This is a genomic window from Streptomyces sp. NPDC015127, assembly GCF_043080095.1.
Lineage (GTDB): Bacteria > Actinomycetota > Actinomycetes > Streptomycetales > Streptomycetaceae > Streptomyces.
Genome location: NZ_JBIBVE010000022.1, coordinates 36,601 through 62,871, shown reverse-complemented (window position 1 = coordinate 62,871; position 26,271 = coordinate 36,601). Strand labels below are relative to the sequence as shown.

The 26,271-nt window shown below is 70.2% G+C and carries 24 protein-coding genes and 2 pseudogenes; 17 read left to right on the top strand and 9 right to left on the bottom strand.

Annotation, left to right across the window (positions count from 1 at the left end; all coding sequences use genetic code 11):
- Positions 1 to 31 precede the first annotated feature (31 nt).
- Positions 32 to 1,204 carry a benzoate/H(+) symporter BenE family transporter gene (locus tag ACF08N_RS32695; RefSeq protein ID WP_392328350.1) on the bottom strand — a complete coding sequence of 391 codons (1,173 nt, stop codon included), beginning with the start codon at positions 1,202 to 1,204 and terminating at the stop codon, positions 32 to 34.
- A gap of 241 nt (positions 1,205 to 1,445) precedes the next feature.
- Here ACF08N_RS32695 and ACF08N_RS32690 point away from each other — a divergent pair, with 241 nt between their 5' ends.
- From ACF08N_RS32690 to ACF08N_RS32640, 11 genes are all read left to right on the top strand, one after another.
- Complete coding sequence (locus ACF08N_RS32690) at positions 1,446 to 1,715, top strand: DUF1905 domain-containing protein (RefSeq protein WP_392328349.1); 270 nt, start codon at positions 1,446 to 1,448, stop codon at positions 1,713 to 1,715.
- A gap of 45 nt (positions 1,716 to 1,760) precedes the next feature.
- Complete coding sequence (recO, locus tag ACF08N_RS32685) at positions 1,761 to 2,507, top strand: DNA repair protein RecO (RefSeq protein ID WP_177152452.1); 747 nt, start codon at positions 1,761 to 1,763, stop codon at positions 2,505 to 2,507.
- A gap of 14 nt (positions 2,508 to 2,521) precedes the next feature.
- Positions 2,522 to 3,367, top strand: a complete 846-nt coding sequence (locus ACF08N_RS32680) for an isoprenyl transferase (protein ID WP_392328335.1) — start codon at positions 2,522 to 2,524, stop codon at positions 3,365 to 3,367.
- Positions 3,368 to 3,401: 34 nt separating this feature from the next.
- Complete coding sequence (locus ACF08N_RS32675) at positions 3,402 to 3,923, top strand: YcxB family protein (RefSeq protein ID WP_392328334.1); 522 nt, start codon at positions 3,402 to 3,404, stop codon at positions 3,921 to 3,923.
- 81 nt (positions 3,924 to 4,004) lie between these two features.
- Complete coding sequence (locus ACF08N_RS32670; RefSeq protein ID WP_392328333.1) at positions 4,005 to 4,544, top strand: YcxB family protein; 540 nt, start codon at positions 4,005 to 4,007, stop codon at positions 4,542 to 4,544.
- A gap of 325 nt (positions 4,545 to 4,869) precedes the next feature.
- Complete coding sequence (locus ACF08N_RS32665) at positions 4,870 to 5,028, top strand: hypothetical protein (RefSeq protein ID WP_392328352.1); 159 nt, start codon at positions 4,870 to 4,872, stop codon at positions 5,026 to 5,028.
- The gene (gene kdpF / locus ACF08N_RS32660; RefSeq protein WP_392328332.1) at positions 5,025 to 5,114 is read left to right on the top strand and encodes a K(+)-transporting ATPase subunit F; all 90 of its coding nucleotides are present in this window, start codon (positions 5,025 to 5,027) and stop codon (positions 5,112 to 5,114) included. The genes ACF08N_RS32665 and kdpF overlap by 4 nt, the downstream gene beginning before the upstream one ends.
- Before the next feature lie 8 nt (positions 5,115 to 5,122).
- The gene (kdpA, locus tag ACF08N_RS32655) at positions 5,123 to 6,817 is read left to right on the top strand and encodes a potassium-transporting ATPase subunit KdpA (protein ID WP_392328331.1); all 1,695 of its coding nucleotides are present in this window, start codon (positions 5,123 to 5,125) and stop codon (positions 6,815 to 6,817) included.
- Positions 6,814 to 8,958, top strand: coding sequence for a potassium-transporting ATPase subunit KdpB (kdpB, locus tag ACF08N_RS32650; protein WP_392328330.1), 2,145 nt, complete (start codon positions 6,814 to 6,816; stop codon positions 8,956 to 8,958). Before kdpA ends, kdpB begins: the two co-directional genes overlap by 4 nt.
- 23 nt (positions 8,959 to 8,981) lie before the next feature.
- A complete protein-coding gene (locus tag ACF08N_RS32645; RefSeq protein WP_392328329.1) occupies positions 8,982 to 9,647 on the top strand; it encodes a potassium-transporting ATPase subunit C in 666 nt (221 codons plus the stop codon).
- Between the two features lie 109 nt (positions 9,648 to 9,756).
- Positions 9,757 to 12,300, top strand: a complete 2,544-nt coding sequence (locus ACF08N_RS32640) for a DUF4118 domain-containing protein (RefSeq protein ID WP_392328348.1) — start codon at positions 9,757 to 9,759, stop codon at positions 12,298 to 12,300.
- Between the two features lie 180 nt (positions 12,301 to 12,480).
- Here the strand turns inward: ACF08N_RS32640 and ACF08N_RS32635 are convergent, their stop codons facing one another.
- From ACF08N_RS32635 to ACF08N_RS32620, 4 genes are all read right to left on the bottom strand, one after another.
- Positions 12,481 to 12,912 carry a Fur family transcriptional regulator gene (locus ACF08N_RS32635; protein WP_392328328.1) on the bottom strand — a complete coding sequence of 144 codons (432 nt, stop codon included), beginning with the start codon at positions 12,910 to 12,912 and terminating at the stop codon, positions 12,481 to 12,483.
- 72 nt (positions 12,913 to 12,984) lie between these two features.
- Positions 12,985 to 13,875: a metal ABC transporter permease gene (locus ACF08N_RS32630; protein WP_392328327.1), complete on the bottom strand. Its 891-nt coding sequence runs from the start codon at positions 13,873 to 13,875 to the stop codon at positions 12,985 to 12,987.
- Positions 13,876 to 13,877: 2 nt separating this feature from the next.
- On the bottom strand, positions 13,878 to 14,648 hold the full coding sequence (locus tag ACF08N_RS32625) for a metal ABC transporter ATP-binding protein (RefSeq protein ID WP_392328326.1): 771 nt from the start codon (positions 14,646 to 14,648) through the stop codon (positions 13,878 to 13,880).
- Positions 14,649 to 14,695: 47 nt separating this feature from the next.
- On the bottom strand, positions 14,696 to 15,691 hold the full coding sequence (locus ACF08N_RS32620; RefSeq protein WP_392328325.1) for a metal ABC transporter substrate-binding protein: 996 nt from the start codon (positions 15,689 to 15,691) through the stop codon (positions 14,696 to 14,698).
- Positions 15,692 to 15,836: 145 nt separating this feature from the next.
- Between ACF08N_RS32620 and ACF08N_RS32615 the strand changes: the two genes are divergently transcribed.
- Both ACF08N_RS32615 and ACF08N_RS32610 read left to right on the top strand, forming a co-directional pair.
- Positions 15,837 to 17,216 carry a glycine--tRNA ligase gene (locus tag ACF08N_RS32615; protein ID WP_392328324.1) on the top strand — a complete coding sequence of 460 codons (1,380 nt, stop codon included), beginning with the start codon at positions 15,837 to 15,839 and terminating at the stop codon, positions 17,214 to 17,216.
- A 79-nt stretch (positions 17,217 to 17,295) separates the two neighbouring features.
- Positions 17,296 to 17,502 (top strand): hypothetical protein, encoded by a 207-nt coding sequence (locus ACF08N_RS32610; protein ID WP_392328323.1) that lies wholly within the window; start codon positions 17,296 to 17,298, stop codon positions 17,500 to 17,502.
- A gap of 9 nt (positions 17,503 to 17,511) precedes the next feature.
- On the opposite strand, the gene ACF08N_RS32605 is transcribed toward ACF08N_RS32610, so the two are convergent.
- The gene (locus ACF08N_RS32605; protein ID WP_392328322.1) at positions 17,512 to 18,096 is read right to left on the bottom strand and encodes a TetR family transcriptional regulator; all 585 of its coding nucleotides are present in this window, start codon (positions 18,094 to 18,096) and stop codon (positions 17,512 to 17,514) included.
- A gap of 30 nt (positions 18,097 to 18,126) precedes the next feature.
- Positions 18,127 to 19,146: an aldo/keto reductase gene (locus ACF08N_RS32600; protein WP_392328321.1), complete on the bottom strand. Its 1,020-nt coding sequence runs from the start codon at positions 19,144 to 19,146 to the stop codon at positions 18,127 to 18,129.
- Between the two features lie 221 nt (positions 19,147 to 19,367).
- Here ACF08N_RS32600 and ACF08N_RS32595 point away from each other — a divergent pair, with 221 nt between their 5' ends.
- Entirely contained in the window at positions 19,368 to 19,562 is a 195-nt protein-coding gene (locus ACF08N_RS32595; protein ID WP_392328320.1) for a DUF6243 family protein, read from the top strand.
- Between the two features lie 149 nt (positions 19,563 to 19,711).
- Here ACF08N_RS32595 and ACF08N_RS32590 read toward each other — a convergent pair.
- A pseudogene (locus ACF08N_RS32590) lies at positions 19,712 to 20,093 on the bottom strand (MFS transporter); the annotation flags it as partial.
- On the opposite strand from ACF08N_RS32590, the pseudogene ACF08N_RS32585 reads away from it, so the two are divergent.
- Positions 20,083 to 20,328: pseudogene (locus ACF08N_RS32585) on the top strand (XRE family transcriptional regulator); the annotation flags it as partial. The pseudogenes ACF08N_RS32590 and ACF08N_RS32585 sit on opposite strands and share 11 nt — an antisense overlap.
- Before the next feature lie 48 nt (positions 20,329 to 20,376).
- Here the strand turns inward: ACF08N_RS32585 and ACF08N_RS32580 are convergent.
- Positions 20,377 to 21,798, bottom strand: a complete 1,422-nt coding sequence (locus tag ACF08N_RS32580) for an MFS transporter (protein ID WP_392328319.1) — start codon at positions 21,796 to 21,798, stop codon at positions 20,377 to 20,379.
- Positions 21,799 to 21,852: 54 nt separating this feature from the next.
- Between ACF08N_RS32580 and dusB the strand changes: the two genes are divergently transcribed.
- Positions 21,853 to 23,001: a tRNA dihydrouridine synthase DusB gene (gene dusB / locus ACF08N_RS32575; RefSeq protein ID WP_392328318.1), complete on the top strand. Its 1,149-nt coding sequence runs from the start codon at positions 21,853 to 21,855 to the stop codon at positions 22,999 to 23,001.
- A 404-nt stretch (positions 23,002 to 23,405) separates the two neighbouring features.
- Positions 23,406 to 26,114, top strand: a complete 2,709-nt coding sequence (gene ppdK / locus ACF08N_RS32570) for a pyruvate, phosphate dikinase (protein WP_392328317.1) — start codon at positions 23,406 to 23,408, stop codon at positions 26,112 to 26,114.
- Positions 26,115 to 26,271: the final 157 nt, after the last annotated feature.

Genomic DNA, 26,271 nt, shown 5'->3' with positions numbered 1-26,271 from the left:
GCTCCCGGGTCGGCGGGTGGAAACGGGCTGGTCAGGCCCGTGCGTGGGGCGTGCGCCGCGACAGGATCAAATGCGCCAGGACGCCGAACAGGAGTCCCCAGAAGGCCGAGCCGATGCCGAAGAGGGTGAGGCCGGAGGCGGTGGCCAGGAAGGTGATCAGGGCCGGCTCGCGGTCCTTCGGCTCCTGCACGGCTCCGGTGAGACCTCCCGCAAGGGCCCCGAAGAGGGCCACTCCCGCCACCGCCGCCACGAGCTCCTTCGGCAGCCCCGCGAACAGGACCACCAGCGTCGAGCCGAACGACCCGACCAGCAGGTAGAACGCACCGCACGAGACGCCCGCGACATAGCGGCGGCGCGGGTCGTGGTGCGCCTCCGGGCCGGTGCAGATGGCCGCCGTGATCGCCGCCAGATTGACCGCGTGGGAGCCGAAGGGCGCGAGGGCCGTGGACACGAGGCCGGTGGAACCGATGAGCAGGCGGTCGTCCGGGGCGTAGCCGGACGCGGAGAGCACCGCCATGCCGGGCGCGTTCTGCGAGGCGAGGGTCGCCAGGATCAGCGGGACGGCGATGCCGATCAGGGAGGCGAGGGAGAAGTCGGGCGCGGTGAGCACCGGGCGGGCCAGTTCGATCCGGTCGAGGCGGACGTCGATCCGCGAGCCCGCGGCGCTGACGGCGAGCCCCGCGGCGAGGGCGACCAGCACCGCGTACCGCGGCAGCCACCGCTTGGCGAGCAGATAGCCGACGAGCACCGCTCCGGCGATCCAGGGGCCGGTCCTCAGCGAGGTGAACACCCCGGCGCCGAACGAGAACAGGATGCCCGCGAGCATCGCGGACACGATCGCGCCGGGGACCTGCCGTATCAGCCGGCCGAAGATCCCGGTCAGACCGACCAGCGTGATCACCGCGCCGGTGACGAGGAACGCGCCGACGGCCTCCGCGTACGAGTAGGCGCCCAGGCTCGTGACCAGCAGCGCGGCACCCGGCGTCGACCATGCGGTGATCACCGGCATCCGGGTGCGCAGGCTCAGCGCGATGCACGTCAGGCCGCTGCCGATGGAGATCGCCCAGATCCACGAGCCCGTCTCGGCGGTGGACAGGCCGCCCGCCGACGCGGCCGTGAGCACGATCACCAGCGGCCCCGAGTAGGAGACGACGACGGCCACGAACCCGGCCAGCACCGCCGACAGGGAGGCGTCGCGCCACAGGCGGTACGGCCGCTCGGTGGGGACGGGGTCCGGGTGCTTCGTGGTCGCCGGGGTGTCGGTGGACGTGTCAGGACTCAACGGGGGTCCTCCGTGGCCCCGTGTCGGGGCCTGGTCGGATCGGCAGCGCGTGCGTCCCGGATTCTCCAGCGCGGCAGGGCGCGGCGGGCGGGTATTCCAGGATGCGAGAAGGCGGTGGCGTGGCCGGCCGATGAGTTCCGGCGGCTTCGCCGGTCCCCACTCCATGGACAAGGAATTCCGTGCGACGCTGCAGAAGAGCCCCGCCCAGGGCGGCTGGACGTATGTCGTATGGCCCCGATCCGTCGAGTACTTCGGCACCCGCGGACTGGTCAAGGTGCGCGGCACCATCGACGGACATCCGTTCCGGAGCTCCTTCATGGCCCTCGGCGACGGCACCCACATGCTGCCCGTCAAGGCCGAGATCCGCAGGGCGATCCACAAGGAGGCGGGCGACACCGTCACCGTACGGCTCCAGGAGCGGCTGACGGATTGACCGGCCCGTGGCCGCCGGGGCCCCGGGGTACGGGAGAATGGGCCCATGAGCCTGTTCCGTGACGACGGCGTCGTCCTGCGCACCCAGAAGCTGGGTGAGGCGGACCGCATCATCACGCTGCTCACCCGCGGTCACGGACGGGTACGCGCTGTCGCGCGCGGCGTGCGGCGCACCAAGTCGAAGTTCGGGGCCAGGCTGGAGCCCTTCTCCCACGTCGACGTGCAGTTCTTCGCCCGGGGCAGCGAGCTCGTGGGCCGCGGGCTGCCGCTGTGCACCCAGTCGGAGACGATCGCCCCCTACGGCGGCGCGATCGTCACCGACTACGCCCGCTACACCGCGGGCACGGCCATGCTGGAGACCGCGGAGCGGTTCACCGACCACGAGGGCGAGCCGGCCGTCCAGCAGTACCTTCTGCTCGTCGGCGCCCTGCGGACCCTCGCCCGGGGCGAGCACGCCCCGGGGCTCGTGCTCGACGCCTTCCTGCTGCGCTCCCTCGCCGTCAACGGCTACGCCCCCAGCTTCGACGACTGCGCCCGCTGCGGCCTGCCCGGCCCCAACCGCTTCTTCTCCGTCGCCGCGGGCGGCGCCATATGCGGCGACTGCCGGGTGCCGGGCAGCGTCGTACCCTCGGCGGAGGCCATCGGCCTGCTCAGCGCGCTGCTCACCGGCGACTGGGCCACGGCGGACGCCTGCGAGGCGCGTCACGTCAGGGAGGGCAGCGGACTCGTGTCCGCCTATCTGCACTGGCACCTGGAGCGCGGCCTGCGCTCATTGCGATACGTAGAGAAATAGGAGATGTGAGCCGCATGGCACGACGCGGAATCCTGGGCCGGTCCCGCCGCGAGTACAAGGTCCCCGAGCCGCACCCCTCCGGTGCCCGCCCGCCCAAGATCCCGGGCGAGCTCGTGCCGAACCACGTGGCCTGCGTCATGGACGGCAACGGCCGCTGGGCCAAGGAACGCGGCCTGCCGCGCACCGAGGGGCACAAGGTCGGCGAGGGCGTCGTCCTCGACGTGCTCAAGGGCTGCCTGGAGATGGGCGTCAAGAACCTCTCCCTCTACGCCTTCTCCACGGAGAACTGGAAGCGCTCGCCCGACGAGGTCCGCTTCCTGATGAACTTCAACCGCGACGTCATCCGCCGCCGCCGCGACGAGATGAACGAGCTGGGCATCCGCATCCGGTGGGTGGGCCGCATGCCCAAGATGTGGAAGTCCGTGGTCCAGGAGCTCCAGATCGCCCAGGAGCAGACCGTCGACAACGACGCCATGACGCTGTACTTCTGCGTCAACTACGGCGGCCGGGCGGAGATCGCGGACGCGGCCCAGGCGATCGCGCGGGACGTGGCCGCCGGAAAGCTCGACCCGGGCAAGGTCAACGAGAAGACGTTCCAGAAGTACCTGTACTACCCGGACATGCCGGACGTCGACCTGTTCCTGCGCCCCAGCGGCGAGCAGCGGACCTCCAACTACCTGCTCTGGCAGAGCAGTTACGCCGAGATGGTCTTCCAGGACGTGCTGTGGCCCGACTTCGACCGCCGTGACCTGTGGCGCGCCTGCCTGGAATACGCCCAGCGCGACCGGCGCTTCGGGGGCGCGATCCCGAACGAGGAGCTGGAGGCGATGCGCGGACGGCCGGAGGGGACGGCCGGCTGAGACACCGGCCCGCAGGGTCGCTAGGGTCCCGCCCATGGATCACCAGGGGCGGGACACCGAGCGGACGGCGCACGCGGTCGAGCTGGCCTTCCGGCCGACGCTCGCCGACATCATGAGCGCGGTCCGCGTGCGCGAGAGCTACCGGCGGTTGACGTGGGTGCGGTGGCTCGTGGTCGCCCTGCTCCTGGCCTGGGGGATCCTGCCGGCGTTCGCACCCGCCTCACGCGGGCCGGCCGTGGTGCCCCTGCTGATCGGCGTCTTCGTGTGGGCGATCCCGCACCTGCACGCCCGGCAGATGCTGCGCAATGTCGCGTGGCAGGGCGACTACCGCACGACGGTCACCGAGGACGGCGTCACGACGGTGAACGACCACTGCGCGCTCACCCAGCGCTGGACCCTCTTCCGCGGCCACCGGGAGACCGACGACAGCTTCGTCCTGCTCAGCCGCGACCGGGGCGTCGTGTGGGTGGAGGTCCTGCCCAAGCGGGGCCTGCGCGAAGCCGGGGACGCCGACCTGCTCCGCGCGACGCTCGAGAGGCATCTGCCGCGGCTCTGAACAACCCCCGCACCCCGCGTGGGGATTGAGCGCCTCCGCCGATACGATCACGGCTCGGCAATCGTCGGTACGGGAGAGACCGTGGCAGAGGTACAGCAGCAGGACGGACAGTCGGTGACGCTCACCTACGAGCCCACTGCCGCCGACATGAAGGGCGCCCTCGACGCCCGCGCGCGCAGCACACCGTCCGGCCGCCGCACCCGCCGCCTGATGCTCTTCAGCGGTGTGGCCGGCCTCTGCTTCGTCGCACTGACGGTCGCGCGGGGCGACATCGACGCCGTCCGCCTCGTCGCGGGCGTCGCGCTGATCCTCTTCGCCGTCGGCAGCCAGTTCCTGCTGCCCCGCCTGCAGGCCCGCCAGCTCCAGCAACTGGCCGTTCGCCAGGGCGTGTTCCGGGCCACCGTGGACGCGGGCGGCATACGGCTGACCACGCGCGACAGCGAGACCACCAGCAATTGGGACCTGTATCCCCGCTACGCCGAGACCGACGCGCTGTTCGTCCTGCTCACCGCCGACAAGCACGGCGTCGGCGTCATGCTCCTCCCCAAGCGCGGCCTGCCCGGCCCCGGCGACGTCGACCGCCTGCGCACCCTGCTCGACGAGCACGTCCAGCGGGTCTGACCGGCCGAGGGCCGCCCTTGTGTTCGCCGCCGGGCGTCGTTCGCCCTGCGGACCTTCTCCGGCTCCGCGCGGTGCTCCGGATCAGCTCCTCCCGCGCCTTCGCCCCCTGCGCGGCCCGGACCCGCACGAGTGACACCTCCGCCTTGCACGCGACATCCGCAGTCGCGGCCCCGATCTCCTGACGGGCGCCGTTCCGGGCGGCCCGGCGCCGTACCGATCGGCCGAGCGCTCTGCCCTGCGCCGCCGTATTCGGCCGAAGACGCCGTACGGGATCCGTAAAAGTGGCATCGGCGGCCGTAAGGGACCCATCAACGAGCGCCGCGGCGTGGCCGAAATGCGTTTACCTCGAACGGTCCGAGAGGCGGATGGTCCTCTCATCGTCTTCGTTCAGGAGCTCTCGATGGCCGACGGGGTCTTCGTCGTCACCACGATCGCGGTCTTCGCGCTGGTGGCCTTCATCGCCAAGGGGGTGGCGAAGCTGTGAATGCCGAGAACATCGTCGGACTGATCGTGGCCCTCGCGCTGCTGGGCTATCTCGTCCTCGCCCTCGTGTACCCGGAGAGGTTCTGAGCACGGCTATGAGCCCCTTCCTCGCCGGTGTGCTCCAGTTGCTCGCGCTGATGGCGGCGCTGGCGCTGGCATACCGCCCGCTCGGCGACTACATGGCCAGGGTCTACTCCTCCGACCGGCATCTGCGGGTGGAGAAGTGGATATACAAGGCCATCGGCGCCAACCCGTCCGTCGAGATGCGCTGGCCCGCCTACCTGCGCGGTGTCCTCGCCTTCTCCGCCGTGGGCGTCCTGTTCCTGTACCTGCTGCAGCGCCTGCAGGGCAGCCTGCCCGGCTCGCTCGGGTTCTCCTCGATCGACCCGGACCAGGCGTTCAACACGGCCGCCTCGTTCGTATCGAACACGAACTGGCAGTCGTACTACGGCGAGCAGACCATGGGCCACGTCGTGCAGACCGCCGGCCTGGCGGTGCAGAACTTCGTCTCCGCCGCCGTCGGCATCGCGGTCGCCGTCGCGCTGGTGCGCGGCTTCGCCCTCCCCCGAGCTCTTCGAGCAGGGGGCACCCCCACCCGTACCGGCGAACTCGGCAACTTCTGGGCCGACCTGGTGCGCGGTGTCGTACGCATCCTGATCCCGATCTCCGTTGTCGCCGCGATCGTGCTCGTGGCCTGCGGTGCGATCCAGAATTTCGCGGGCATCCACGAGGTCGGCCAGTTCACGGGCGGCTCCCAGCAGTGGAACGGCGGCGCGGTGGCCTCGCAGGAGGCGATCAAGGAGCTGGGCACCAACGGCGGCGGCTACTTCAACGCCAACTCCGCCCACCCCTTCGAGAACCCCAACGCCTTCGCCAACCTCTTCGAGATCTTCCTGATCCTCCTGATCCCGTTCTCGCTGACCCGCACCTTCGGCAGGATGGTCGGCTCGGTCAAGCAGGGGTACGCGATCCTGGGCACGATGGCGACCATCTGGGTCGGGTTCGTGCTGCTGATGTGGGCGACGGAGTTCTCCGGCCACGGCCCGGCGTTCGAGATCGCCGGCGGGGCCATGGAGGGCAAGGAGACCCGGTTCGGCATCGGCGCCTCGTCGATCTTCGCGGTCTCCACGACGCTGACCTCGACCGGGGCGGTGGACAGCTTCCACTCCTCGTACACCGGGCTCGGCGGCGGCATCACCCTGCTCGGCATGATGCTCGGCGAGATCGCGCCCGGCGGAGTCGGCTCGGGCCTCTACGGCATGCTGATCATGGCCATCATCGCCGTCTTCATCGCCGGTCTGATGGTCGGCCGCACCCCGGAGTACCTGGGCAAGAAGATCGGCACCCGCGAGATCAAGCTCGCCGCCTGCTACATCCTCGTCACCCCGGCGCTGGTGCTCGGCTTCACCGCCGCGGCGATGGTCCTGCCCACCCCGGCCGACTCGATGACGAACTCCGGAGCACACGGCTTCTCCGAGATCCTCTACGCCTACACCTCCGGCGCCAACAACAACGGCTCCGCCTTCGCCGGACTGAACGCCGACACCCAGTGGTTCAACACCACCATCGGACTCGCGATGCTGCTGGGCCGATTCGTGCCCATGGTGTTCGTTCTCGCGCTCGCCGGCTCGCTCGCCGAGCAGAAACCTGTCCCGGAGAGCGCGGGAACGCTGCGCACCGACAAGCCGCTCTACGCGGGCCTGCTGGTCGGCACCATCCTGATCATCACCGGTCTGACCTACTTCCCGGCGCTCGCGCTGGGCCCGCTCGCCGAAGGGCTGGCCTCATGACCACCGACGTGAAGAAGCCGGAGGACTCCATGTCCACGGCCACTGCGACCCGGGCACCTCACAGCGATGTGCCGACCGGACACAAGCCCGACGCCGGGCGCGTCGCCGGAGGTCTGTTCGACCCCAAGCAGCTGCTCACGTCCTTCCCGGACGCGCTCCGCAAGCTCGACCCCCGGGTGATGGTCAAGTCCCCGGTGATGTTCGTCGTCCTGATCGGCTCGGTGGGCACCACCGTGCTGGCGGTGAAGGACCCGACCGACTGGTTCGGCTGGGCGATCGCCGGCTGGCTGTGGCTGACCACGATCTTCGCCAACCTGGCGGAGGCGGTGGCCGAAGGCCGTGGCAAGGCCCAGGCCGACACCCTGCGCAGGGCGAAGACCGACACGGTTGCCCGCCGCCTGGCCGAGGACCGCACGGCCGAGGAGCGGGTGCCCGGCACCGAGCTGAGGATCGGCGACCTGGTCGTCTGCGAGGCCGGGGACACCATTCCCGGCGACGGTGACGTGGTCGAAGGTGTCGCAAGCGTGGACGAGTCCGCGATCACGGGCGAGTCGGCCCCGGTGATCCGGGAGTCCGGCGGCGACCGCAGCGCCGTCACCGGCGGCACGAAGGTCCTCTCCGACCGCATCGTCGTCAAGATCACCACGAAGCCCGGCGAGACGTTCATCGACCGCATGATCAACCTGGTCGAGGGTGCCGCGCGGCAGAAGACGCCCAACGAGATCGCGCTCAACATCCTGCTCGCCTCACTGACCATTGTCTTCCTGCTCGTCGTGGTCACCTTGAAGCCGTTCGCGATCTACGCGGGAGCCGACGAACAGACCTCGATGATCGTCCTCGTCGCCCTGCTGGTCTGCCTCATCCCGACGACCATCGGCGCGCTTCTGTCCGCCATCGGCATCGCGGGAATGGACCGGCTCGTCCAGCGCAATGTGCTCGCGATGTCCGGCCGCGCGGTCGAGGCCGCCGGCGACGTCTCGACCCTTCTGCTCGACAAGACCGGCACGATCACCCTCGGCAACCGGCAGGCCGCCGAGTTCGTCCCCGTCAAGGGCACCACAGAGGCCGAGATGGCGGACGCCGCGCAGCTCTCCTCACTCGCCGACGAGACCCCCGAGGGCCGTTCCGTCGTCGTCCTCGCGAAGGAGAAGTACGGGCTGCGCGGGCGCCACCCGGGGGAGCCGGCGCACGCCGAGTGGATCGCCTTCACCGCCCAGACCCGTATGTCGGGCGTGGACATGGAGGGACGCAAGGTCCGCAAGGGCGCGGCCGGTTCGGTCGTGGCCTGGGTGGAGGAGCGGGGCGGACGTGTCTCCGAGGACGCGCAGGTGCTCACGGACCGCATTTCCGAGGCTGGTGGCACGCCGCTGCTGGTCGCCGTGGAGGACGACAAGGGCGCACGCGTCCTGGGCGTCATCCACCTCAAGGACGTGGTGAAGGAGGGCATGCGGGAGCGGTTCGACGAGCTGCGCCGCATGGGCATCAAGACCGTCATGATCACGGGCGACAACCCGCTGACCGCCAAGGCCATCGCCCAGGAGGCGGGGGTCGACGACTTCCTCGCCGAGGCCACGCCCGAGGACAAGATGGCCCTGATCAAGCGCGAACAGGCCGGCGGCAAGCTCGTCGCCATGACCGGCGACGGTACGAACGACGCACCCGCCCTCGCCCAGGCCGACGTCGGCGTGGCCATGAACACCGGCACCTCGGCCGCCAAGGAGGCCGGGAACATGGTCGACCTGGACTCCAACCCGACCAAACTCATCGAGATCGTCGAGATCGGCAAACAACTGCTCATCACCAGAGGGGCGTTGACGACGTTCTCGATCGCCAACGACGTGGCCAAGTACTTCGCGATCATCCCCGCGATGTTCGCCGTCGCCTACCCGGGCCTGGACAAGCTCAACATCATGGGCCTGGCCTCGCCGGAGTCCGCGATCCTCTCCGCCGTCGTCTTCAACGCGCTCGTCATCGTCGCCCTGGTGCCGCTCGCCCTGAAGGGAGTCCGGTACCGGCCGATGAACGCGGACCGGATGCTGCGCCGCAACCTCGCCGTCTACGGCCTCGGCGGCCTGATCGCCCCGTTCATCGGGATCAAGCTCATCGACCTGCTCATCTCCCTCGTCCCCGGGCTGCGTTGAATCAGAAAGCGTGCTGATCTGCCATGAACAACTCCTTCACGAACGCGGCACGGCTGCTGGGGGCCGGCCTGCGCGCCCTCCTCGTCCTGACCCTGGTGACCGGCGTCGTCTATCCCCTCGCCGTCACCGGCGTCGCCCAGGGCCTGTTCGGCGACAAGGCCAACGGCTCCGAGATCGAGAGCGACGGCAAGGTCGTCGGCTCCGCACTCATCGGACAGCGCTACGACCTGCCACTCCGGGACGGCGGCGAGACACCGGCTCCGGACCTGAAGTGGTTCCAGCCGCGCCCCTCCAACGGCCTCGGCAGCAACACCGTCAACACGCAGTACAAGCTGATCCTGTCCGGCGCGACCAACCGCTCCGCCGACAACGCCGAGCTCATCCGGTGGGTGAAGGACGCCAAGGCCGCCGTCATCAAGGACAACTCCACCGCCACGTACAAGGTGAAGCCCTCGGACGTGCCGGCGGACGCCGTCACCTCCTCCGGCTCCGGCCTGGACCCGCACATCTCGCCCGAGTACGCGAAACTCCAGGCCCACCGGGTCGCCGCGAGAAACCACCTCCACCTCGAGCAGGTGAACAAGCTCGTCGCCGCCCACACCGACGGCCGGATCCTCGGCTTCATCGGCGAACCCCGCGTCAACGTCCTCAAGCTCAACATCGCACTCAAGGAACTGACCACGCGCTGATGGCAACCTCCAGGCGCGGAACCGGAAGCGGATGCCTCCCCATCCGCGACACCTCATCACCGAGCCCGGTACGGGCTGCCGCTTCGAGACGCAGGAACCGGACGAGACCATGGCACGCGGCAAGCTTCGGATCTACCTCGGCGCCGCCCCAGGCGTCGGCAAGACCTACGCGATGCTGTCCGAGGCGCACCGACGCGTCGAGCGCGGAACGGACTGCGTCGTCGCCTTCGTCGAACACCACAACCGGCCCCGCACGGAAGTGATGTTGCACGGTCTTGAGACAATCCCGCGCAAGGAACTCCGGTACCGGGGCGGCGTCTTCACCGAGATGGACGTCGACGCGGTCCTCGCCCGCCGTCCCGCCGTGGCCCTGGTCGACGAGATGGCCCACTCCAACGTCCCCGGCTCCCGCAACAGCAAGCGCTGGCAGGACGTCGAGGAACTGCTCGCCGCCGGCATCGACGTCATCTCCACGGTCAACATCCAGCACCTGGAGTCGCTGGGCGACGTCGTCGAATCCATCACCGGCGTACGCCAGCGGGAGACGGTCCCCGACGAGATGGTGCGCCGCGCCGATCAGATCGAGCTCGTCGACATGTCACCGCAGGCGCTGCGCCGCCGCATGGCACACGGCAACATCTACCAGCCCGACAAGGTCGACGCGGCCCTCTCCCACTACTTCCGCCCCGGCAACCTCACCGCGCTGCGCGAGCTGGCCCTGCTGTGGACCGCCGACCGGGTGGACGAATACCTCCAGGAGTACCGGACCGAACACCAGGTCTCGAAGATCTGGGGCTCCCGGGAACGCATCGTCGTCGGCCTCACCGGCGGGCCCGAAGGCCGCACGCTGATCCGACGCGCCGCCCGGCTCGCCGAGAAGGGCGCCGGCGGCGAGGTCCTCGCCGTCTACATCGCCCGCAGCGACGGCCTGACCTCGGCCTCGCCCAAGGAACTCGCCGTTCAGCGCACGCTGGTAGAGGACCTCGGCGGCAGTTTCCACCATGTGATCGGCGACGACGTGCCGACCGCCCTGCTCGCGTTCGCGCGCGGTGTCAACGCCACCCAGATCGTGCTGGGCGTCAGCCGCCGGCGGTCCTGGCAGTACATCCTCGGCCCGGGCGTGAGCGCCACCGTCGCCCGTGAATCCGGCCCCGACCTGGACGTCCACATCGTCACCCACGACGAGGCCGCCAAGGGCCGTCGCCTGCCCGTCTCCCGCGGTGCCCGGCTCGGCAGGTCCCGGACCATATGGGGCTGGCTGGTCGGCCTGGCCGGCCCGGCGCTGCTCACCCTGCTCCTCAGCCGGGTCGCCCCCGATGTCGGACTGGCCAACGACGTCCTGCTGTTCCTGTCGCTGACCGTGGCCGCCGCCCTGCTGGGCGGGCTGATTCCGGCCCTGGCATCCGCTGCGGCCGGCTCCCTGCTGCTCAACTGGTTCTTCACACCGCCCCTCCACGAGATCACCATCGCCGACCCCGAGAACATGGTCGCTCTCGTGATCTTCGTGGGGGTGGCGATAGCGGTCGCCTCGGTCGTCGACCTGGCCGCCCGCCGGACCCACCAGGCCGCCCGCCTGCGCGCCGAGTCGGAGACGCTGTCCTTCCTGGCGGGCAGCGTCCTGCGCGGAGAGACCACGCTGGACGCCCTGCTGGAACGCGTCCGCGAGACGTTCTCCATGGACTCCGTCGCCCTGCTGGAGCGTACGAGCGACGTCGAGCCGTGGACCTGCGCGTGCAGCGTCGGCGCACGGCCCGTCAGTCGCCCCGAGGGCGCGGACGTCGACATGCCCGTGGGTGACCACATGGCGCTCGCGCTCTCCGGCCGGGCCCTGCCCGCCGAGGACCGCCGGGTCCTTGCCGCCTTCGCCGCCCAGGCCGTCGTCGTCCTGGACCGCCAGCGCCTCCTCGGCGAGGCGGAAGAGGCCCGGAAACTCGCCGAGGGGAACAGGATCCGAACGTCCCTGCTCGCCGCGGTCAGCCACGACCTGCGCACGCCGCTGGCCGCCATCAAGGCCGCCGTGACCTCCCTTCGCTCCGACGACGTCGAATGGTCGGACGACGACCGGGCCGAGCTGCTGGAGAGCATCGAACTCGGCACGGACCGCCTCGACCACCTGGTCGGCAACCTCCTCGACATGTCCCGTCTGGAAACCGGCACCGTCACCCCCGTGATCCGAGAGACCGACGTCGACGAAGTGGTGCCCATGGCGCTCGTGGGCGTACCCGAGGGCAGCGTCGAGCTCGACATCCCCGAGACCCTGCCCATGGTCGCCGTCGACCGCGGCCTGCTGGAGCGAACAGTCGCCAACATCGTCGAGAACGCCGTCAAGTACAGCCCCGGCGGCGCACCGGTCCTGGTCTCGGCGAGCGCCATCGCCGACCGCGTCGAACTCCGCGTCATCGACCGCGGCCCGGGCGTCCCGGACGAGGCCAAGGACCGCATCTTCGCGCCCTTCCAGCGCTACGGCGACGCCCCGAGCGGTGCCGGAGTGGGCCTGGGCCTCGCCGTTGCCAGGGGCTTCGCGGAGGCCATCGGCGGCACACTCACCGCCGAGGACACCCCCGGCGGCGGACTCACCATGGTCCTGACCCTCCGGCCCGCGGCCGATCACCCACGGAGAAACCCGGACCTCCCGGCGACCGTGACGACGTGATCTCGGCCCGGACGCGTAGCCCGACCCCAGGTCCGGCGCGACAGGGCCGCTGCACCGGGTACAGCCGATCGGGCCGGCGGCGGGCAGCCGGACCCGGTGGTGCACCACAACGCGGCGCGGGCCACGAGGGTGGCGTTCATGCCGCGCCGCGCCACAAGGGCGGCGGTCACGCCCTGGCGGTCAGTTCGCCTTCGACGCGCACTCCGCGCACGTGCCGAAGATCTCGACCGTGTGCGCCACGTTCACGTATCCGTGCTGCGCGGCGATCATCTCCGCCCACTGCTCCACGGCCGGGCCCTCGACCTCCACCGCCTTGCCGCACATCCGGCACACCAGGTGGTGGTGATGGTCGTCCGTCGAACAGCGCCGGTACACCGACTCGCCGTCGCTCGTGCGCAGCACGTCCACCTCGCCCGCGTCGGCGAGCGACTGGAGCGTGCGGTAGACCGTCGTCAGGCCGACCGAATCGCCGCGGTGCTTGAGCATGTCGTGCAGCTCCTGCGCACTGCGGAACTCGTCCACCTCGTCGAGCGCCGCAGCCACCGCTGCCCGCTGCCGGGTGGACCGGCCTCGCACCGGGGCGGTGTTCCCGCCGGTTGGCGCCGTGGTCACAGGAGCCTCCTTGCCTCGCCCGCACATGTGTCGGGCCATTCTGCCAGGCCCGCGCGCGGGCCCCGCCCGCGCTCAGACCTTGACGTCGTCACTGGGCCGTCGCGTACCCGGCATGTCCACCGTGCACTCGGTGCTGCCGGCCGCCGGTTTCGCCCGCAGGCGCGCCAGCGGCAGCGCCAGCGCGGTGAGCACCACGAAGACGGCGATGGCCAGCAGGACAATCGTCGCCCCTGGCGGCACGTCCTGGTAGTACGAGGTGCCGGTTCCGGTCAGGGCCACGACGACCCCGATCCCCACGGCGAGCGCGAACGTCGCCCGGAACGAGCGCGTCACCTGCTGCGCGGCCGCCACCGGCACCACCATCAGCGCGCTGACCAGCAGCAGGCCCACCACGCGCATCGCGACGCTGACCGTGACCGCCGCGGTCACCGCGACCAGCAGGTTCAGCGCGCGGACCGGCAGGCCGGTCACCCGCGCGAACTCCTCGTCCTGGCTGATCGCGAACAGCTGCTTGCGCAGTCCCAGCGAGACCAGCACCACGAAGCCGGCCAGGAGCGCGATGGCCGTCAGGTCCTCCTGCGACACCGTGGACAGCGAACCGAACAGGAACGAGCTCAGATTCGCCGTCGACCCCGTGTCCGAGAGGTTGACCAGCATCACACCGCCGGCCATGCCGCCGTAGAAGAGCATCGCCAGCGCGATGTCGCCGCGGGTACGCCCGTAGGCGCGGATGAGCTCCATCAGTACGGCGCCGAGCACCGACACCAGCGTCGCCATCCACACCGGGTTGGTGGAGAGCAGGAATCCGAGGCCGACGCCCGTCATCGCGACATGGCCGATTCCGTCGCCCATCAGCGCCTGGCGGCGCTGGACCAGGTGAATGCCGACCGCGGGGGCGGTGATGCCGACCAGCAGCGCCGCGAGCAGTGCCCGCTGCATGAACTCGGTTTCCAGGATTTCCATGATCAGGTCAGCAGTCCCGTGCGGAGCGGCTCGTGGGCCGCGTGCGGATGTACGTGGTCGTGGCCCGGCAGGGCGTGCTGGCCCACCGCGGTGGGCGGCGGCCCGTCATGGACCACACAGCCGTCGCGCAGCACCACGGCCCGGTCGATCAGCGGCTCCAGCGGACCCAGCTCGTGCAGCACGAGCAGCACCGACGTGCCGTCCGCGACCTGCTCCCGCAGCGTCGACGCGAGGATCTCCTGGCTCGCCAGGTCCACGCCCGCCATCGGCTCGTCCATGATCAGCAGTTCGGGTTCGGATGCCAGCGCCCGCGCGATCAGCACCCGCTGGTGCTGGCCGCCCGACAGGGCGGTCACCGAGTCCTTGACGCGGTCGGCGAGACCCACCAGCTCGATCGCCCGCTGCACGGCCGCCTTGTCGGCGCGCGAGGAGAAGCCGAAACGGGTGCGGGAGAGGCGGCCCGCGGACACGACCTCCCGCACGGTCGCCGGCACGCCGCTCGCGGCCGTCGTCCGCTGCGGCACGTAGCCGACGCGCGCCCACTGCCGGAACCGGCGCAGCGGCGTGCCGAACAGCTCGATCGAGCCGTCCGTCAGCGGCACCTGGCCGATCGCGGAGCGCACCACGGTCGACTTGCCCGAGCCGTTGGCGCCGAGCAGTGCCACGACCTCTCCGCGCCCGACGGCGAGGTCCACACCGCGCAGCACTGTGCGCGTGCCGAGCGTGGCCCGCGCACCGCTGACGGAGATGACCGGATCCGTAACGGTGTCCATGGCGGGTGCCTCCGTTGCGTGCGGGGTGGGTGTCGCTTCGTGCGGGATCACTTCGCGCCGAGGGCCTTCTGCAGCGCGGTGAGGTTGGAGCGCATGACCTGCAGGTAGTCGTCGCCCCTGGACGCGTCGGTGATGCCCTCCAGCGGGTCGAGGACATCGGTCCTCAGGCCTGTGTCCTCGGCGAGCGTCTTCGCCGTCTTGTCGCTCGCGAGGGTCTCGAAGAAGACCGTGGTGACCTTCTCCTCCTTCGCGATCGTCTGCAGCTCCTTGATCCGCGCGGGGCTGGGCTCGGACTCGGGGTCGAGACCCGCGATGCCCTCCTGGTCCAGGCCGTAGCGCTCGGCGAGGTAGCCGAAGGCGGAGTGCGTGGTGATGAAGGTCTTCGTGGCCGAGTTCTTCAGGCCCTGCTCGAAGTCGGTGTTCAGGTCGTTCAGCTTGGCGACGAGCGCGTCGGTGTTCTTCTCGTAGTCCGCGGCGTGGTCCGGGTCGGCCTTCCCGAGGGCCTTGCCGACGCCCTTGGCGACCTCGGCGTACTTCACCGGGTCCAGCCAGATGTGCGGGTCGGCGCCGGCCTCGCTCTCGCCCTCGTGGCCGTGCTCGTCCGCGTGGCCGGCCTCTTCGTGGCCGCTCTCCTCGTGCCCGTGGTCGTGGCCGACCTCGGTGCCGTGGTTCTCCAGCTTGGTGAGGGTGGCGGCGTCGATCTTGTGCTTCACGCCGGACTCGGCGATCGCGTCGTCGACGGCGGGCTGGATGCCCTTGAGGTAGAGGATGAGGCCGGAGTCGTTCAGCTCGGCGGTCTGCCGGGGCTTCAGCTCGAGGTCGTGCGGCTCGACGCCCGGCTTGGTGAGCGTGGTGACGGAGACATTGGCGCCACCTATCTGCTCGGCGAGATACTGCATCGGATAGAAAGACGCCACGACCTTCAGCTTGCCGTCGCTGCCGCCCTCGGCAGCGTCGGAGGTGGAGCACGCGGAGACGGCCATGAGGCCGAGCGCGACGGCTCCGGCGACGGCGGTGGTGGGTATGAGGCGTCGTACGTTCATGACAGTCATTTTCAACAAAGTCGGAAACGATTGTCAATAAACCCTGTTGCCAGGCCCTCCACCCGGACCGATTTGATCCGGAGGGTCAGGCCGCCGGTAACCTGAAGCATTCTCCGTTCGTCGTCGTCGTAATGAAGAGAGCACCGTGGCCGCCGACAAGATCGACACCATCGTCAGCCTGAGCAAGCGCCGTGGCTTCGTCTACCCGTGCAGCGAGATCTATGGCGGCCAGAAGGCCGCCTGGGACTACGGGCCGCTGGGTGTCGAGCTCAAGGAGAACATCAAGCGTCAGTGGTGGCGCTACATGGTCACCTCCCGCGAGGACGTCGTCGGCCTCGACTCGTCGGTGATCCTGGCCACCGAGGTCTGGGAGGCATCCGGCCACGTCGCCACCTTCACCGACCCGCTCACCGAGTGCACCTCCTGCCACAAGCGCTACCGCGCCGACCACCTGGAGGAGGCCTTCGAGGCGAAGCACGGCCGCCTCCCGGAGGGTCTGTCCGAGGTCAACTGCCCCAACTGCGGCAACAAGGGCCAGTTCACCGAGCCCAAGCAGTTCTCCGGCCTGCTCTCCACCCACCTCGGCCCCACCCAGGACTCCGGCTCCATCGCCTACCTGCGGCCCGAGACCGCGCAGGGCATCTTCACCAACTTCGGCCAGGTCCAGCAGACGTCGCGCAAGAAGCCCCCGTTCGGCATCGCGCAGATGGGCAAGTCCTTCCGTAACGAGATCACGCCGGGCAACTTCATCTTCCGCACCCGCGAGTTCGAGCAGATGGAGATGGAGTTCTTCGTCAAGCCGGGCGAGGACGAGCAGTGGCACGAGTACTGGATGGAGCAGCGCTGGAACTGGTACACCGGCCTCGGCCTGCGCGAGGAGAACATGCGCTGGTTCGAGCACCCGGCCGAGAAGCTCTCCCACTACTCCAAGCGCACCGCCGACATCGAGTACCGCTTCCAGTTCGGCGGCAACGAGTGGGGCGAGCTGGAGGGTGTCGCCAACCGCACCGACTACGACCTCTCCGCCCACTCCAAGGCGTCCGGCACCGACCTGTCGTACTTCGACCAGGACGCCGGTGAGCGCTGGACGCCGTACGTCATCGAGCCCGCCGCCGGTGTCGGCCGCGCCATGCTCGCCTTCCTCCTCGACGCCTACAACGAGGACGAGGCGCCGAACGCCAAGGGCGTCATGGAGAAGCGCACCGTCATGCGCCTCGACCCGCGCATCGCGCCCGTCAAGGTCGCCGTGCTGCCGCTGAGCCGCAACCCGCAGCTCTCGCCGAAGGCCAAGGGCCTGGCCGCCGACCTCCGGCAGAACTGGAACATCGAGTTCGACGACGCCGGCGCCATCGGCCGCCGCTACCGCCGCCAGGACGAGATCGGCACCCCGTTCTGCGTGACCGTCGACTTCGAGACCCTCGACGACAACGCGGTCACCGTCCGCGAGCGCGACACCATGAAGCAGGAGCGCGTCTCGCTGGACCAGATCCAGGGTTACCTGGGCAGCCGCCTGCTCGGCTGCTGACCGGCGGTTCCCTGGCCGTTCATCACGAAGCCCCCGGTTCCGGGTACGGAACCGGGGGCCTTTGTGCACACTGGGGCGCATGGTGTCGATGACCACCAGCAAGGTCAGCAGATGGGACGGGCACGGCAGGGAACACGTCGTGCGCGTCCAACGGTCCGGTGTGCAGCGGCAGTTGCGCTGCGACACCTGTGGGTGGCGCAGGAGCGCCCAGTTTCTGCCCTGGCTGAAGGCGGAGGAGCATCTGGCCCTGGAGCACCAGGCGACGGTCGACCCGACGGCCTCGTAGCGGACGCCGTCAGGCGCGCAGGCCGCGCAGCAGGAGGCCCACCACGGCGTCGAACTCGGCGTCGACGGTGGGCTTTCGCCACTCCGGCGCGTACGCCGGGTCGTGGAAACGGGCGGTCGCGTCGAACAGCGCGCGGGCCGTCGCCACCGGGTCGGTGTCGGCGAAGTCGCCGGCCCGGACACCCTCTTCGACGATCTGCCGGAGCTGACCGAGCATGGCGTCCAGATGCCGGTCCACAACACCGCTGTTCTCGTCGATCAGCACGCCGTACGTGGCGAACAGTTCGGGGTCGTCGCCCGCCTTGTGGCGCTTGGCCGCGAAGAGCGCCGAGAACCAGTCGACGAGCTTCTCGGGCGCGGTGCGCTGCGGAGCCCCGGTGATCTCCGCGAGGGCGACCTCCGCCCGGCCGAGCCAGCGCTCGGTCACCGCCTCGCGCAGCGCCGCCTTCGTGCGGAAGTGGCGGTAGACGCTGCCGTGGGAGACGCCGAGCGCCCGGGCGACGTCCACGACCGTGGCCTTGGCCGGGCCGTAGCGCCGCAGCACCTCCTCGGTGGCTTCGAGGATGCGCTCGGCGGTCAGGGTCTCGGTGGGCATGAGCTGACAGTACCCGGCGCGGCGGACGGGTCAGCGCTCGCTGTCCAGGTGGGCCATCTGGGCCGCGGGGTAGCGCTCGCCGGCCGCCGCACCCGCCGGTACCGCCTGCTCGACGGCCGCCAGGTCCTCGGCCGACAGCTCCACGTCCAGCGCGCCCAGCGCCTCGGCGAGACGCGCACGGGTACGGGCGCCGATCAGCGGCACGATGTCCTCGCCGCGCGACAGCACCCAGGCGATCGCCGTCTGCGCCACGCTCACGCCCTTGTCGTCGGCCACCTTGCGCAGCTGCTCGACCAGGTTCAGGTTCCGCCGGAGGTTGTCGCCCTGGAAACGGGGGCTCATGCCCCGGAAGTCTCCCGGGCCCAGCTCGCGGTCGGGGGTGAAGTGGCCGCTGATCAGCCCCCGCGAGAGCACTCCGTACGCCGTGACACCGATGCCGAGCTCGCGGACGGTGGGCAGGATCTCCTCCTCGATGCCGCGCGAGATCAGGGAGTACTCGATCTGGAGGTCGGCGATCGGGGCGACGGCGGCGGCCCGCCGGATGGTCTGCGCCCCGACCTCGGACAGCCCGATGTGGCGGACATGGCCGGCCTCGACCAGCTCGGCGATGGCGCCGACGGTCTCCTCGATCGGCACATCCGGGTCGACGCGGGCGATCCGGTAGACGTCGATGTGGTCCGTGCCGAGGCGCTGGAGGCTGTACGCGGCGAAGTTCTTGATCGCGTCCGGCCGGCCGTCGTAGCCGCTGAAGCCGCCCTCGACCGTGCGCAGGGCGCCGAACTTGACGCTGACCAGGGCCTGTTCGCGGGCGGACGAGCCCGCGGTGCGCAGCGCCTCGTTGATCAGCAGCTCGTTGTGGCCCATGCCGTAGAAGTCGCCCGTGTCGAGGAGGGTGACGCCGGCGTCGAGCGCGGCGTGGATGGTCGCGATCGACTCGGCGCGGTCGGCCTCGCCGTAGAGCGCGGACATGCCCATGCAGCCGAGGCCGAGGGGGAAGACGCGCGGGCCGGTGGTGCCGAGGGGACGGGTGGGGTGCGTGACGGAGGTCATGAGGTCTCCCAGGAGTCGGGTCTCTTCCCTGACGACTATGGCATGACGTCTGACAGATTTCAATATCTGTCATTCGGGCCACGGAAATCCGGGTGCCCGCACAGCCGGGCACGCGCTACTGTCCGTGCATGTCTTCGTTCTTCCAGATCTACGAGTGAGAGGGCGGCGGCCCACCCGCCCCCCGATACCCGAGTCACTTCTCACCCTCACGGGAGAACCGCATGGCCAAGAGCCGAAACAACCTCCTCGGCGTGGGCGGACAGCGCAAGAAGCTGTCCCGCGCCGACCAGCACGGAAACGGTCCCGCGCGCACGGCGGACCGCAAGGCGGCCGCCGACCAGAAGCAGGAGCTGCTGCGCAAGATGCGTGAGCGCGCCCAGGGCAGCCCGGAGCAGCCGCAGGAGGACGCCTCCTGATCGCATGAAGGGGCCCGGACCGCGCGTGATGCGCGATCCGGGCCCCTTCGCGTGTCCGGCCCCGTTCACGTGCGCGTGCGGCACACGCGGACCCGGCGGTGTCGCCTCGGCTCAGCTGCCGCCGCAGGCGCGGACTCGGCGGTGTCGCCTCAGTTCACCGTGCGCGGCAGGCGCAGGCTCGGCGGTGTCGTCAGCGCGATCACCCCGAGCTGCACCAGCAGCGTGACCGTCAGCGCCGCGCCCGTGCCGGCCGACGACGCCGGCGACAGGACCCGCGAGCGCGACACCGGGAAGCAGCTTCGGGAAGCCGACCGAGGGCCAGTCCCGCCACACCGCCAGGGCCGGCGCGCCGATGCCGAGGCCCTGGAGCACACCGCCCGCGGTCACGACGCGGCTGCCGTACCGGGTCACCAGCCGCGGCCCGGCCAGGGAGGCCCCGAAGAAGGCCAGGGCCATCGGAACGAGTGCCAGCCCGGCGGCCACCGCGCTCATGCCCAGCCCCTGCTGGAGTGCCACGGCGATCACGAACAAGTTCCGTGCGTCGATGGCCGAGCACCTGGCGGAGCCGGCCTGGAAGGCGCTGCTGGCCCGGCTGGAGCGGTCGGCCGAGTTCCGTGCGGTGTGGGCCCGCCACGAGGTGGTGGCGCAGGGCGGCCGGGCGAAGTACATCCGCAACGCCCACGTGGGGCTGCTGCACCTGGACGAGGAGAGCCGCGAGCGGCTGGAGGAGCTCAGGTCACTCGCGGTCGCGGCGGCCACCTCCTGACGGGCCCTTTGTGCGGGCGTCCGGGGGCCGGCCCCGATGCGGCGCGCCTCACCGGTGCGCGGGGGCGTCCTCTTCGTTCCGGCACGTCAGCCGCTCCGCCGTGCGGCGCGCGGATTCCTGCGCGCGGCGGCCACTGGTGAGCGCGCCGACGACCAGCACGCACAGGCCGCAGCCCGCGATGATCCACCAGGCGGGCCGGCTCGCGGCGACGAAGCCCTCGCTGGGGGCGGAGGCGGGGACTCCGGCGGCGAGTACGGCCCCGATGACGGCGACGCCGAGCGTCTGGCCGATCTGGCGGCTGGTGGAGGCGACCGCCGCGGCGACTCCGGCCTGGGCGCGGGGCATGCCGGAGACCGCGGTGTTGGTGATCGGCGCGTTGACCATGCCGAAGCCCAGGCCGAACAGCACATAGCCGGCGAACATCAGCACCTGCGAGGTCTCGGCCTCGAACGCGGCGAACAGAACGCCGCTCGCGGCCATGGCGGTGCCCGCGATCAGCAGCGGCAGGCGCGGGCCCCGGCTGCCGACGAGCCGTCCCGCCAGGGGCGCGGACACCAGCGTGAGGCCCGCCATCGGCAGCATGTACAGGCCGGCCCGCAGGGCCGAGTAACCGCGCACGTCCTGGAGGTAGAGGGTGTTGACGAAGAGGAAGCCGGCGAGCGCCGCGAACGCGCACACCGCGATGACGGTCGCGCCGCTGAACGGTGCGCTGCGGAAGAAGCGCAGGTCGATGAGGGGTTCGCGGCGCCTCGGCTCGTAGATCAGGAGGCCGGCCAGGGCGCCGGCCGAGAGCGCGGCGAAGGCGGGGTCGGCCTCGATGATCGAGTAGGTGAGCGAGCCGAGCAGCACGATCACGAGCAGCTGGCCGACCGGGTCGGCGCGGCGGGGCCTGGGGGCCCGGGACTCGGGGACGTAGCGCCAGGTGAGCAGGAGGGCGGCGAGGCCGACGGGCAGGTTGACCCAGAAGATGGACCGCCAGCCCACGGTGTCGACGAGCAGTCCGCCGACCAGCGGTCCCGCCGCCATGGAGATGCCGACGACGCCGCCCCAGATGCCGATGGCGCGGGCGCGTTCGCGCGGGTCGGTGAAGGTGTTGGTGATGATCGACATCGCTACGGGGTTGAGCATGGAGCCGCCGACGGCCTGCACCATGCGGAAGACGACGAGCAGTTCGAGGCTGGGCGCGAGCGAGCAGAGCAGGGACCCCAGGGAGAACAGGACGAGCCCGGCCTTGAAGACCCTGCGGCGGCCGATGCGGTCGGCGGTGGACCCGGCGAGCATCAGCAGGGAGGCGAGGACCAGGGTGTAGGCGTCGATCGTCCACTGCATGCCGGCGACGGAGGCGTCCAGCTCGTCGCGCAGGGACGGGAGGGCGACGTTCAGGACGGTGTTGTCGAGGCTGACGATCAGCAGGCTCATGCAGCAGATCGCCAGGACCAGGATCCGGTGCCGGCGGCCGATCTCGTGCATGGGCGCATCGTACGGGCCGACCGGGGATCCGGCCGGTGCGCGATAATGGGGCCCATGACCACGCTCGCCCCTGCTGCCACCACGCTCCGGATCGGCCCGCACACCGTGCAGCCGCCGGTGGTGCTCGCTCCCATGGCCGGAATCACCAACGCCCCCTTCCGCACCCTGTGCCGTGAGTTCAGCGGGGGCAAGGGCCTGTTCGTGAGCGAGATGATCACGACGCGGGCGCTGGTCGAGCGCAACGAGAAGACGATGCAGCTGATCCACTTCGACGAGACCGAGACACCGCGCTCGATCCAGCTGTACGGGGTGGACCCGGTCACCGTCGGCAAGGCCGTGCGCATGATCGTGGACGAGGACCTGGCCGACCACATCGACCTGAACTTCGGCTGCCCGGTCCCCAAGGTGACCCGCAAGGGCGGCGGCTCGGCCCTCCCGTACAAGCGGCCGCTGCTGCGGGCGATCCTCAACGAGGCCGTGTCCAACGCGGGTGACCTGCCGGTCACGATGAAGATGCGCAAAGGCATCGACGACGACCACATCACCTACCTCGACGCGGGCCGCATCGCGGTCGACGAGGGCATCACGGCGATCGCCCTGCACGGACGCACGGCGGCGCAGCACTACGGCGGAACGGCCGACTGGGACGCGATCGCACGCCTCAAGGAGCACGTCCCTGAGATCCCGGTGCTCGGCAACGGCGACATCTGGTCCGCGGACGACGCGCTGCGCATGGTGCGCGAGACCGGCTGCGACGGGGTGGTCGTGGGGCGCGGCTGCCTGGGGCGGCCGTGGCTCTTCGGCGACCTGGTGGCGGCCTTCGAGGGGCGTGGTGACTACGCACGGCCGACGCTGCGCGAGGTCGCGCAGGTGATGCTGCGGCACGCCGCGCTGCTGGGCGAGTGGATCGGCGACGAGTCGCGCGGTGTCATCGACTTCCGCAAGCACGTGGCCTGGTACCTCAAGGGCTTCTCGGTCGGCTCCGAGATGCGCAGGAAGCTGGCGGTCACGTCGTCCCTGGACGAGCTGAGCGCTCAATTGAGCGGGCTCGATCTGGATCAGGCGTGGCCGGAGGGTGCGGACGGGCCCCGGGGCCGGACGTCGGGCAACAACCGCGTGGTCCTGCCGGACGGCTGGCTGAAGGATCCGTACGACTGCGCAGGGGTCGCAGCGGACGCTGAACTGGACACTTCGGGCGGCTGAGCGCTCGCCGGCGCCTGCCGTGGCGGTCCGGATGTTGGAATTTCGTCAGGTTCTTCGGCGTGATTCTCGCCACCCCTGATAGGGGGTGCGCTCAGATGAGCGATTTGAAGACGACTGCATCTCTCAAAGGATGGCACTGAGTGCCACCCTTTTGGTGTTCGAATCCCGTACTCGATTCTCACTGATCGTGCATGTTGTGGGGGTATGTGGTCGCTCTTCGTAGTGATCCGTTCAAGAGATGAAGCAAGAGGTCTATGCCTCCGCGCCTCAGCGGCACTTTCGATCTCCTGGCGGACGAGTGGTTAAGGCCGTATGACGCGCAAGTGGACGTACCCAGGTGCCTTCGATCTGGGTATGTTCCTCGCCGTCAGGGCAGCCACCGAGTCCTCGAGGAGTCGAGACCCGTGTCGGAAAACAAAGATCAGAAGTTCGTCTACGACTTCACCGAGGGCAACAAGGACCTCAAGGACCTGCTCGGCGGGAAGGGTGCGAACCTCGCCGAGATGACCAACCTCGGTCTTCCGGTCCCTCCGGGCTTCACGATCACCACCGAGGCCTGCAAGGTCTACCTCGAGAGCGGTGAGGAGCCCGCCGCCCTCCGCGACGAGGTGAGCGCCCACCTCGACGCCCTCGAGCGGTCCATGGGCAAGAAGCTCGGCCAGGCCGACAACCCGCTGCTGGTATCCGTACGTTCCGGTGCCAAGTTCTCGATGCCGGGCATGATGGACACCGTCCTCAACATCGGCCTCTCCGACGAGTCGGTGGCCGGCCTCGCCACGCAGGCCGGCGACGAGCGCTTCGCCTGGGACTCGTACCGCCGCCTGATCCAGATGTTCGGCAAGACCGTGCTGGGCGTCGAGGGCGAGCTCTTCGAGGACGCCCTCGACGAGGCCAAGGCCGCCAAGAAGGTCACCGTCGACACCGACCTCGACGCGGCCGACCTGAAGAAGCTGGTCAAGCAGTTCAAGAAGATCGTCAAGGCCGAGGCCGGACGCGACTTCCCGCAGGACCCGCGCGAGCAGATGGACCTCGCCATCCACGCGGTCTTCGACTCCTGGAACACCGACCGCGCCAAGCTCTACCGCCGCCAGGAGCGCATCCCCGGCGACCTCGGCACCGCGGTCAACGTCTGCTCCATGGTCTTCGGCAACCTCGGCCCGGACTCCGGCACCGGCGTCGCCTTCACCCGCGACCCCGCCTCCGGCCACCAGGGCGTCTACGGCGACTACCTGCAGAACGCGCAGGGCGAGGACGTCGTCGCCGGTATCCGCAACACCGTGCCGCTCGCCGAGCTCGAGTCGATCGACAAGAAGTCGTACGACCAGCTGATGCAGATCATGGAAACCCTCGAGACGCACTACAAGGACCTGTGCGACATCGAGTTCACCATCGAGCGCGGCCAGCTGTGGATGCTGCAGACCCGCGTCGGCAAGCGCACCGCCGGTGCCGCGTTCCGCATCGCCACGCAGCTCGTGGACCAGGGCCTGATCGACGAGGCCGAGGCGCTCCAGCGGGTCAACGGCGCCCAGCTCGCCCAGCTGATGTTCCCGCGCTTCGACGACACGGCGAAGACTGAGCTGCTCGGCCGCGGGATCGCCGCCTCCCCGGGCGCGGCCGTCGGCAAGGCCGTCTTCGACTCCTACACCGCGGTCAAGTGGTCGCGTTCCGGCGAGAAGGTCATCCTGATCCGCCGCGAGACCAACCCGGACGACCTGGACGGCATGATCGCCGCCGAGGGCATCCTGACCTCGCGCGGCGGCAAGACCTCCCACGCGGCCGTCGTGGCGCGCGGCATGGGCAAGACCTGTGTCTGCGGCGCCGAGGAGCTGGAGGTCGACACCAAGCGCCGCCGGATGACCGTGGGCGACCAGGTCATCGAGGAGGGCGACGTCGTCTCCATCGACGGCTCCACCGGCAAGGTGTACCTCGGTGAGGTCCCGGTCGTGCCGTCCCCGGTCGTGGAGTACTTCGAGGGCCGCATGCACGCGGGCGCCGACGACGCCGACGAGCTGGTCGCCGCCGTGCACCGGATCATGGCGTACGCGGACCGGGTGCGCCGGCTGCGGGTGCGGGCGAACGCCGACAACGCCGAGGACGCCCTGCGTGCGCGGCGGTTCGGCGCGCAGGGCATCGGCCTGTGCCGCACGGAGCACATGTTCCTCGGCGAGCGCCGCGAGATGGTCGAGAAGCTCATCCTCGCCGACACGGACGAGGAGCGCGAGGAGGCCCTGCAGGCCCTGCTGCCGCAGCAGAAGCGGGACTTCGTCGAGCTGTTCGAGGCGATGGACGGGCTGCCGGTGACGGTGCGTCTGCTCGACCCGCCGCTGCACGAGTTCCTGCCCGACATCACCGAGCTGTCGGTGCGCGTCGCCCTCGCCGAGGCCCGCAAGGACCCCAACGAGAACGACCTGCGGCTTCTCCAGGCCGTGCACCGCCTGCACGAGCAGAACCCGATGCTGGGTCTGCGCGGTGTACGGCTGGGCCTGGTCATCCCCGGCCTGTTCACCATGCAGGTGCGGGCGATCGCGGAGGCCGCGGCCGAGCGCATCGAGGCCAAGGGCGACCCGCGCGCGGAGATCATGATTCCGCTCGTGGGCACCGTCCAGGAGCTGGAGATCGTCCGCGACGAGGCCGAGCAGGTCATCGCCGAGGTCCGGGCGAAGACCGGCGTGGAGCTGAAGCTCGCGCTCGGCACGATGATCGAGCTGCCGCGCGCCGCCGTGACCGCCGGTCAGATCGCCGAGGCCGCCGAGTTCTTCTCCTTCGGTACGAACGACCTCACCCAGACGGTGTGGGGCTTCTCCCGGGACGACGTGGAGGCCAGCTTCTTCACCGCGTACCTGGAGAAGGGCATCTTCGGTGTCTCCCCGTTCGAGACCATCGACAAGGACGGCGTCGGCTCGCTCGTCCGCAGCGCCGTCGAGTCGGGCCGGGCCACCCGCCCGGACATCAAGCTCGGCGTCTGCGGTGAGCACGGCGGCGACCCGGAGTCGGTGCACTTCTTCCACGAGGTGGGCCTGGACTACGTCTCCTGCTCCCCGTTCCGCATCCCGGTGGCGCGCCTCGAGGCGGGCCGGGCGGCAGCCCAGTCGACGGGCAGCGACTCGCGCTGACGCCGGGGGTGCTCGGCCGACGGCGTCCGAGCACCCACGCGTCCGAGCGCGGACATACTTCCGGGGCCGTCATCCGGGAGCGGGGCACGAAAACCCGCAGTCCGGAACCTCGACCCTCACCGGCATCCCGGTGACGGTCCCGGAACCCAAGCGGAAG

Bases quoted from the DNA above. Each gene is read 5' to 3' on its own strand.
- ACF08N_RS32690 (WP_392328349.1), top strand. From the start codon at position 1,446: ATGGACAAGGAATTCCGTGCGACGCTGCAGAAGAGCCCCGCCCAGGGC.
- recO (WP_177152452.1), top strand. From the start codon at position 1,761: ATGAGCCTGTTCCGTGACGACGGCGTCGTCCTGCGCACCCAGAAGCTG.
- ACF08N_RS32680 (WP_392328335.1), top strand. From the start codon at position 2,522: ATGGCACGACGCGGAATCCTGGGCCGGTCCCGCCGCGAGTACAAGGTC.
- ACF08N_RS32675 (WP_392328334.1), top strand. From the start codon at position 3,402: ATGGATCACCAGGGGCGGGACACCGAGCGGACGGCGCACGCGGTCGAG.
- kdpA (WP_392328331.1), top strand. From the start codon at position 5,123: ATGAGCCCCTTCCTCGCCGGTGTGCTCCAGTTGCTCGCGCTGATGGCG.
- kdpB (WP_392328330.1), top strand. From the start codon at position 6,814: ATGACCACCGACGTGAAGAAGCCGGAGGACTCCATGTCCACGGCCACT.
- ACF08N_RS32645 (WP_392328329.1), top strand. From the start codon at position 8,982: ATGAACAACTCCTTCACGAACGCGGCACGGCTGCTGGGGGCCGGCCTG.
- ACF08N_RS32640 (WP_392328348.1), top strand. From the start codon at position 9,757: ATGGCACGCGGCAAGCTTCGGATCTACCTCGGCGCCGCCCCAGGCGTC.
- ACF08N_RS32630 (WP_392328327.1), bottom strand. From the start codon at position 13,875: ATGGAAATCCTGGAAACCGAGTTCATGCAGCGGGCACTGCTCGCGGCG.
- ACF08N_RS32625 (WP_392328326.1), bottom strand. From the start codon at position 14,648: ATGGACACCGTTACGGATCCGGTCATCTCCGTCAGCGGTGCGCGGGCC.
- ACF08N_RS32620 (WP_392328325.1), bottom strand. From the start codon at position 15,691: ATGAACGTACGACGCCTCATACCCACCACCGCCGTCGCCGGAGCCGTC.
- ACF08N_RS32610 (WP_392328323.1), top strand. From the start codon at position 17,296: ATGGTGTCGATGACCACCAGCAAGGTCAGCAGATGGGACGGGCACGGC.
- ACF08N_RS32605 (WP_392328322.1), bottom strand. From the start codon at position 18,096: ATGCCCACCGAGACCCTGACCGCCGAGCGCATCCTCGAAGCCACCGAG.
- ACF08N_RS32600 (WP_392328321.1), bottom strand. From the start codon at position 19,146: ATGACCTCCGTCACGCACCCCACCCGTCCCCTCGGCACCACCGGCCCG.
- ACF08N_RS32595 (WP_392328320.1), top strand. From the start codon at position 19,368: ATGGCCAAGAGCCGAAACAACCTCCTCGGCGTGGGCGGACAGCGCAAG.
- ACF08N_RS32580 (WP_392328319.1), bottom strand. From the start codon at position 21,798: ATGCACGAGATCGGCCGCCGGCACCGGATCCTGGTCCTGGCGATCTGC.
- dusB (WP_392328318.1), top strand. From the start codon at position 21,853: ATGACCACGCTCGCCCCTGCTGCCACCACGCTCCGGATCGGCCCGCAC.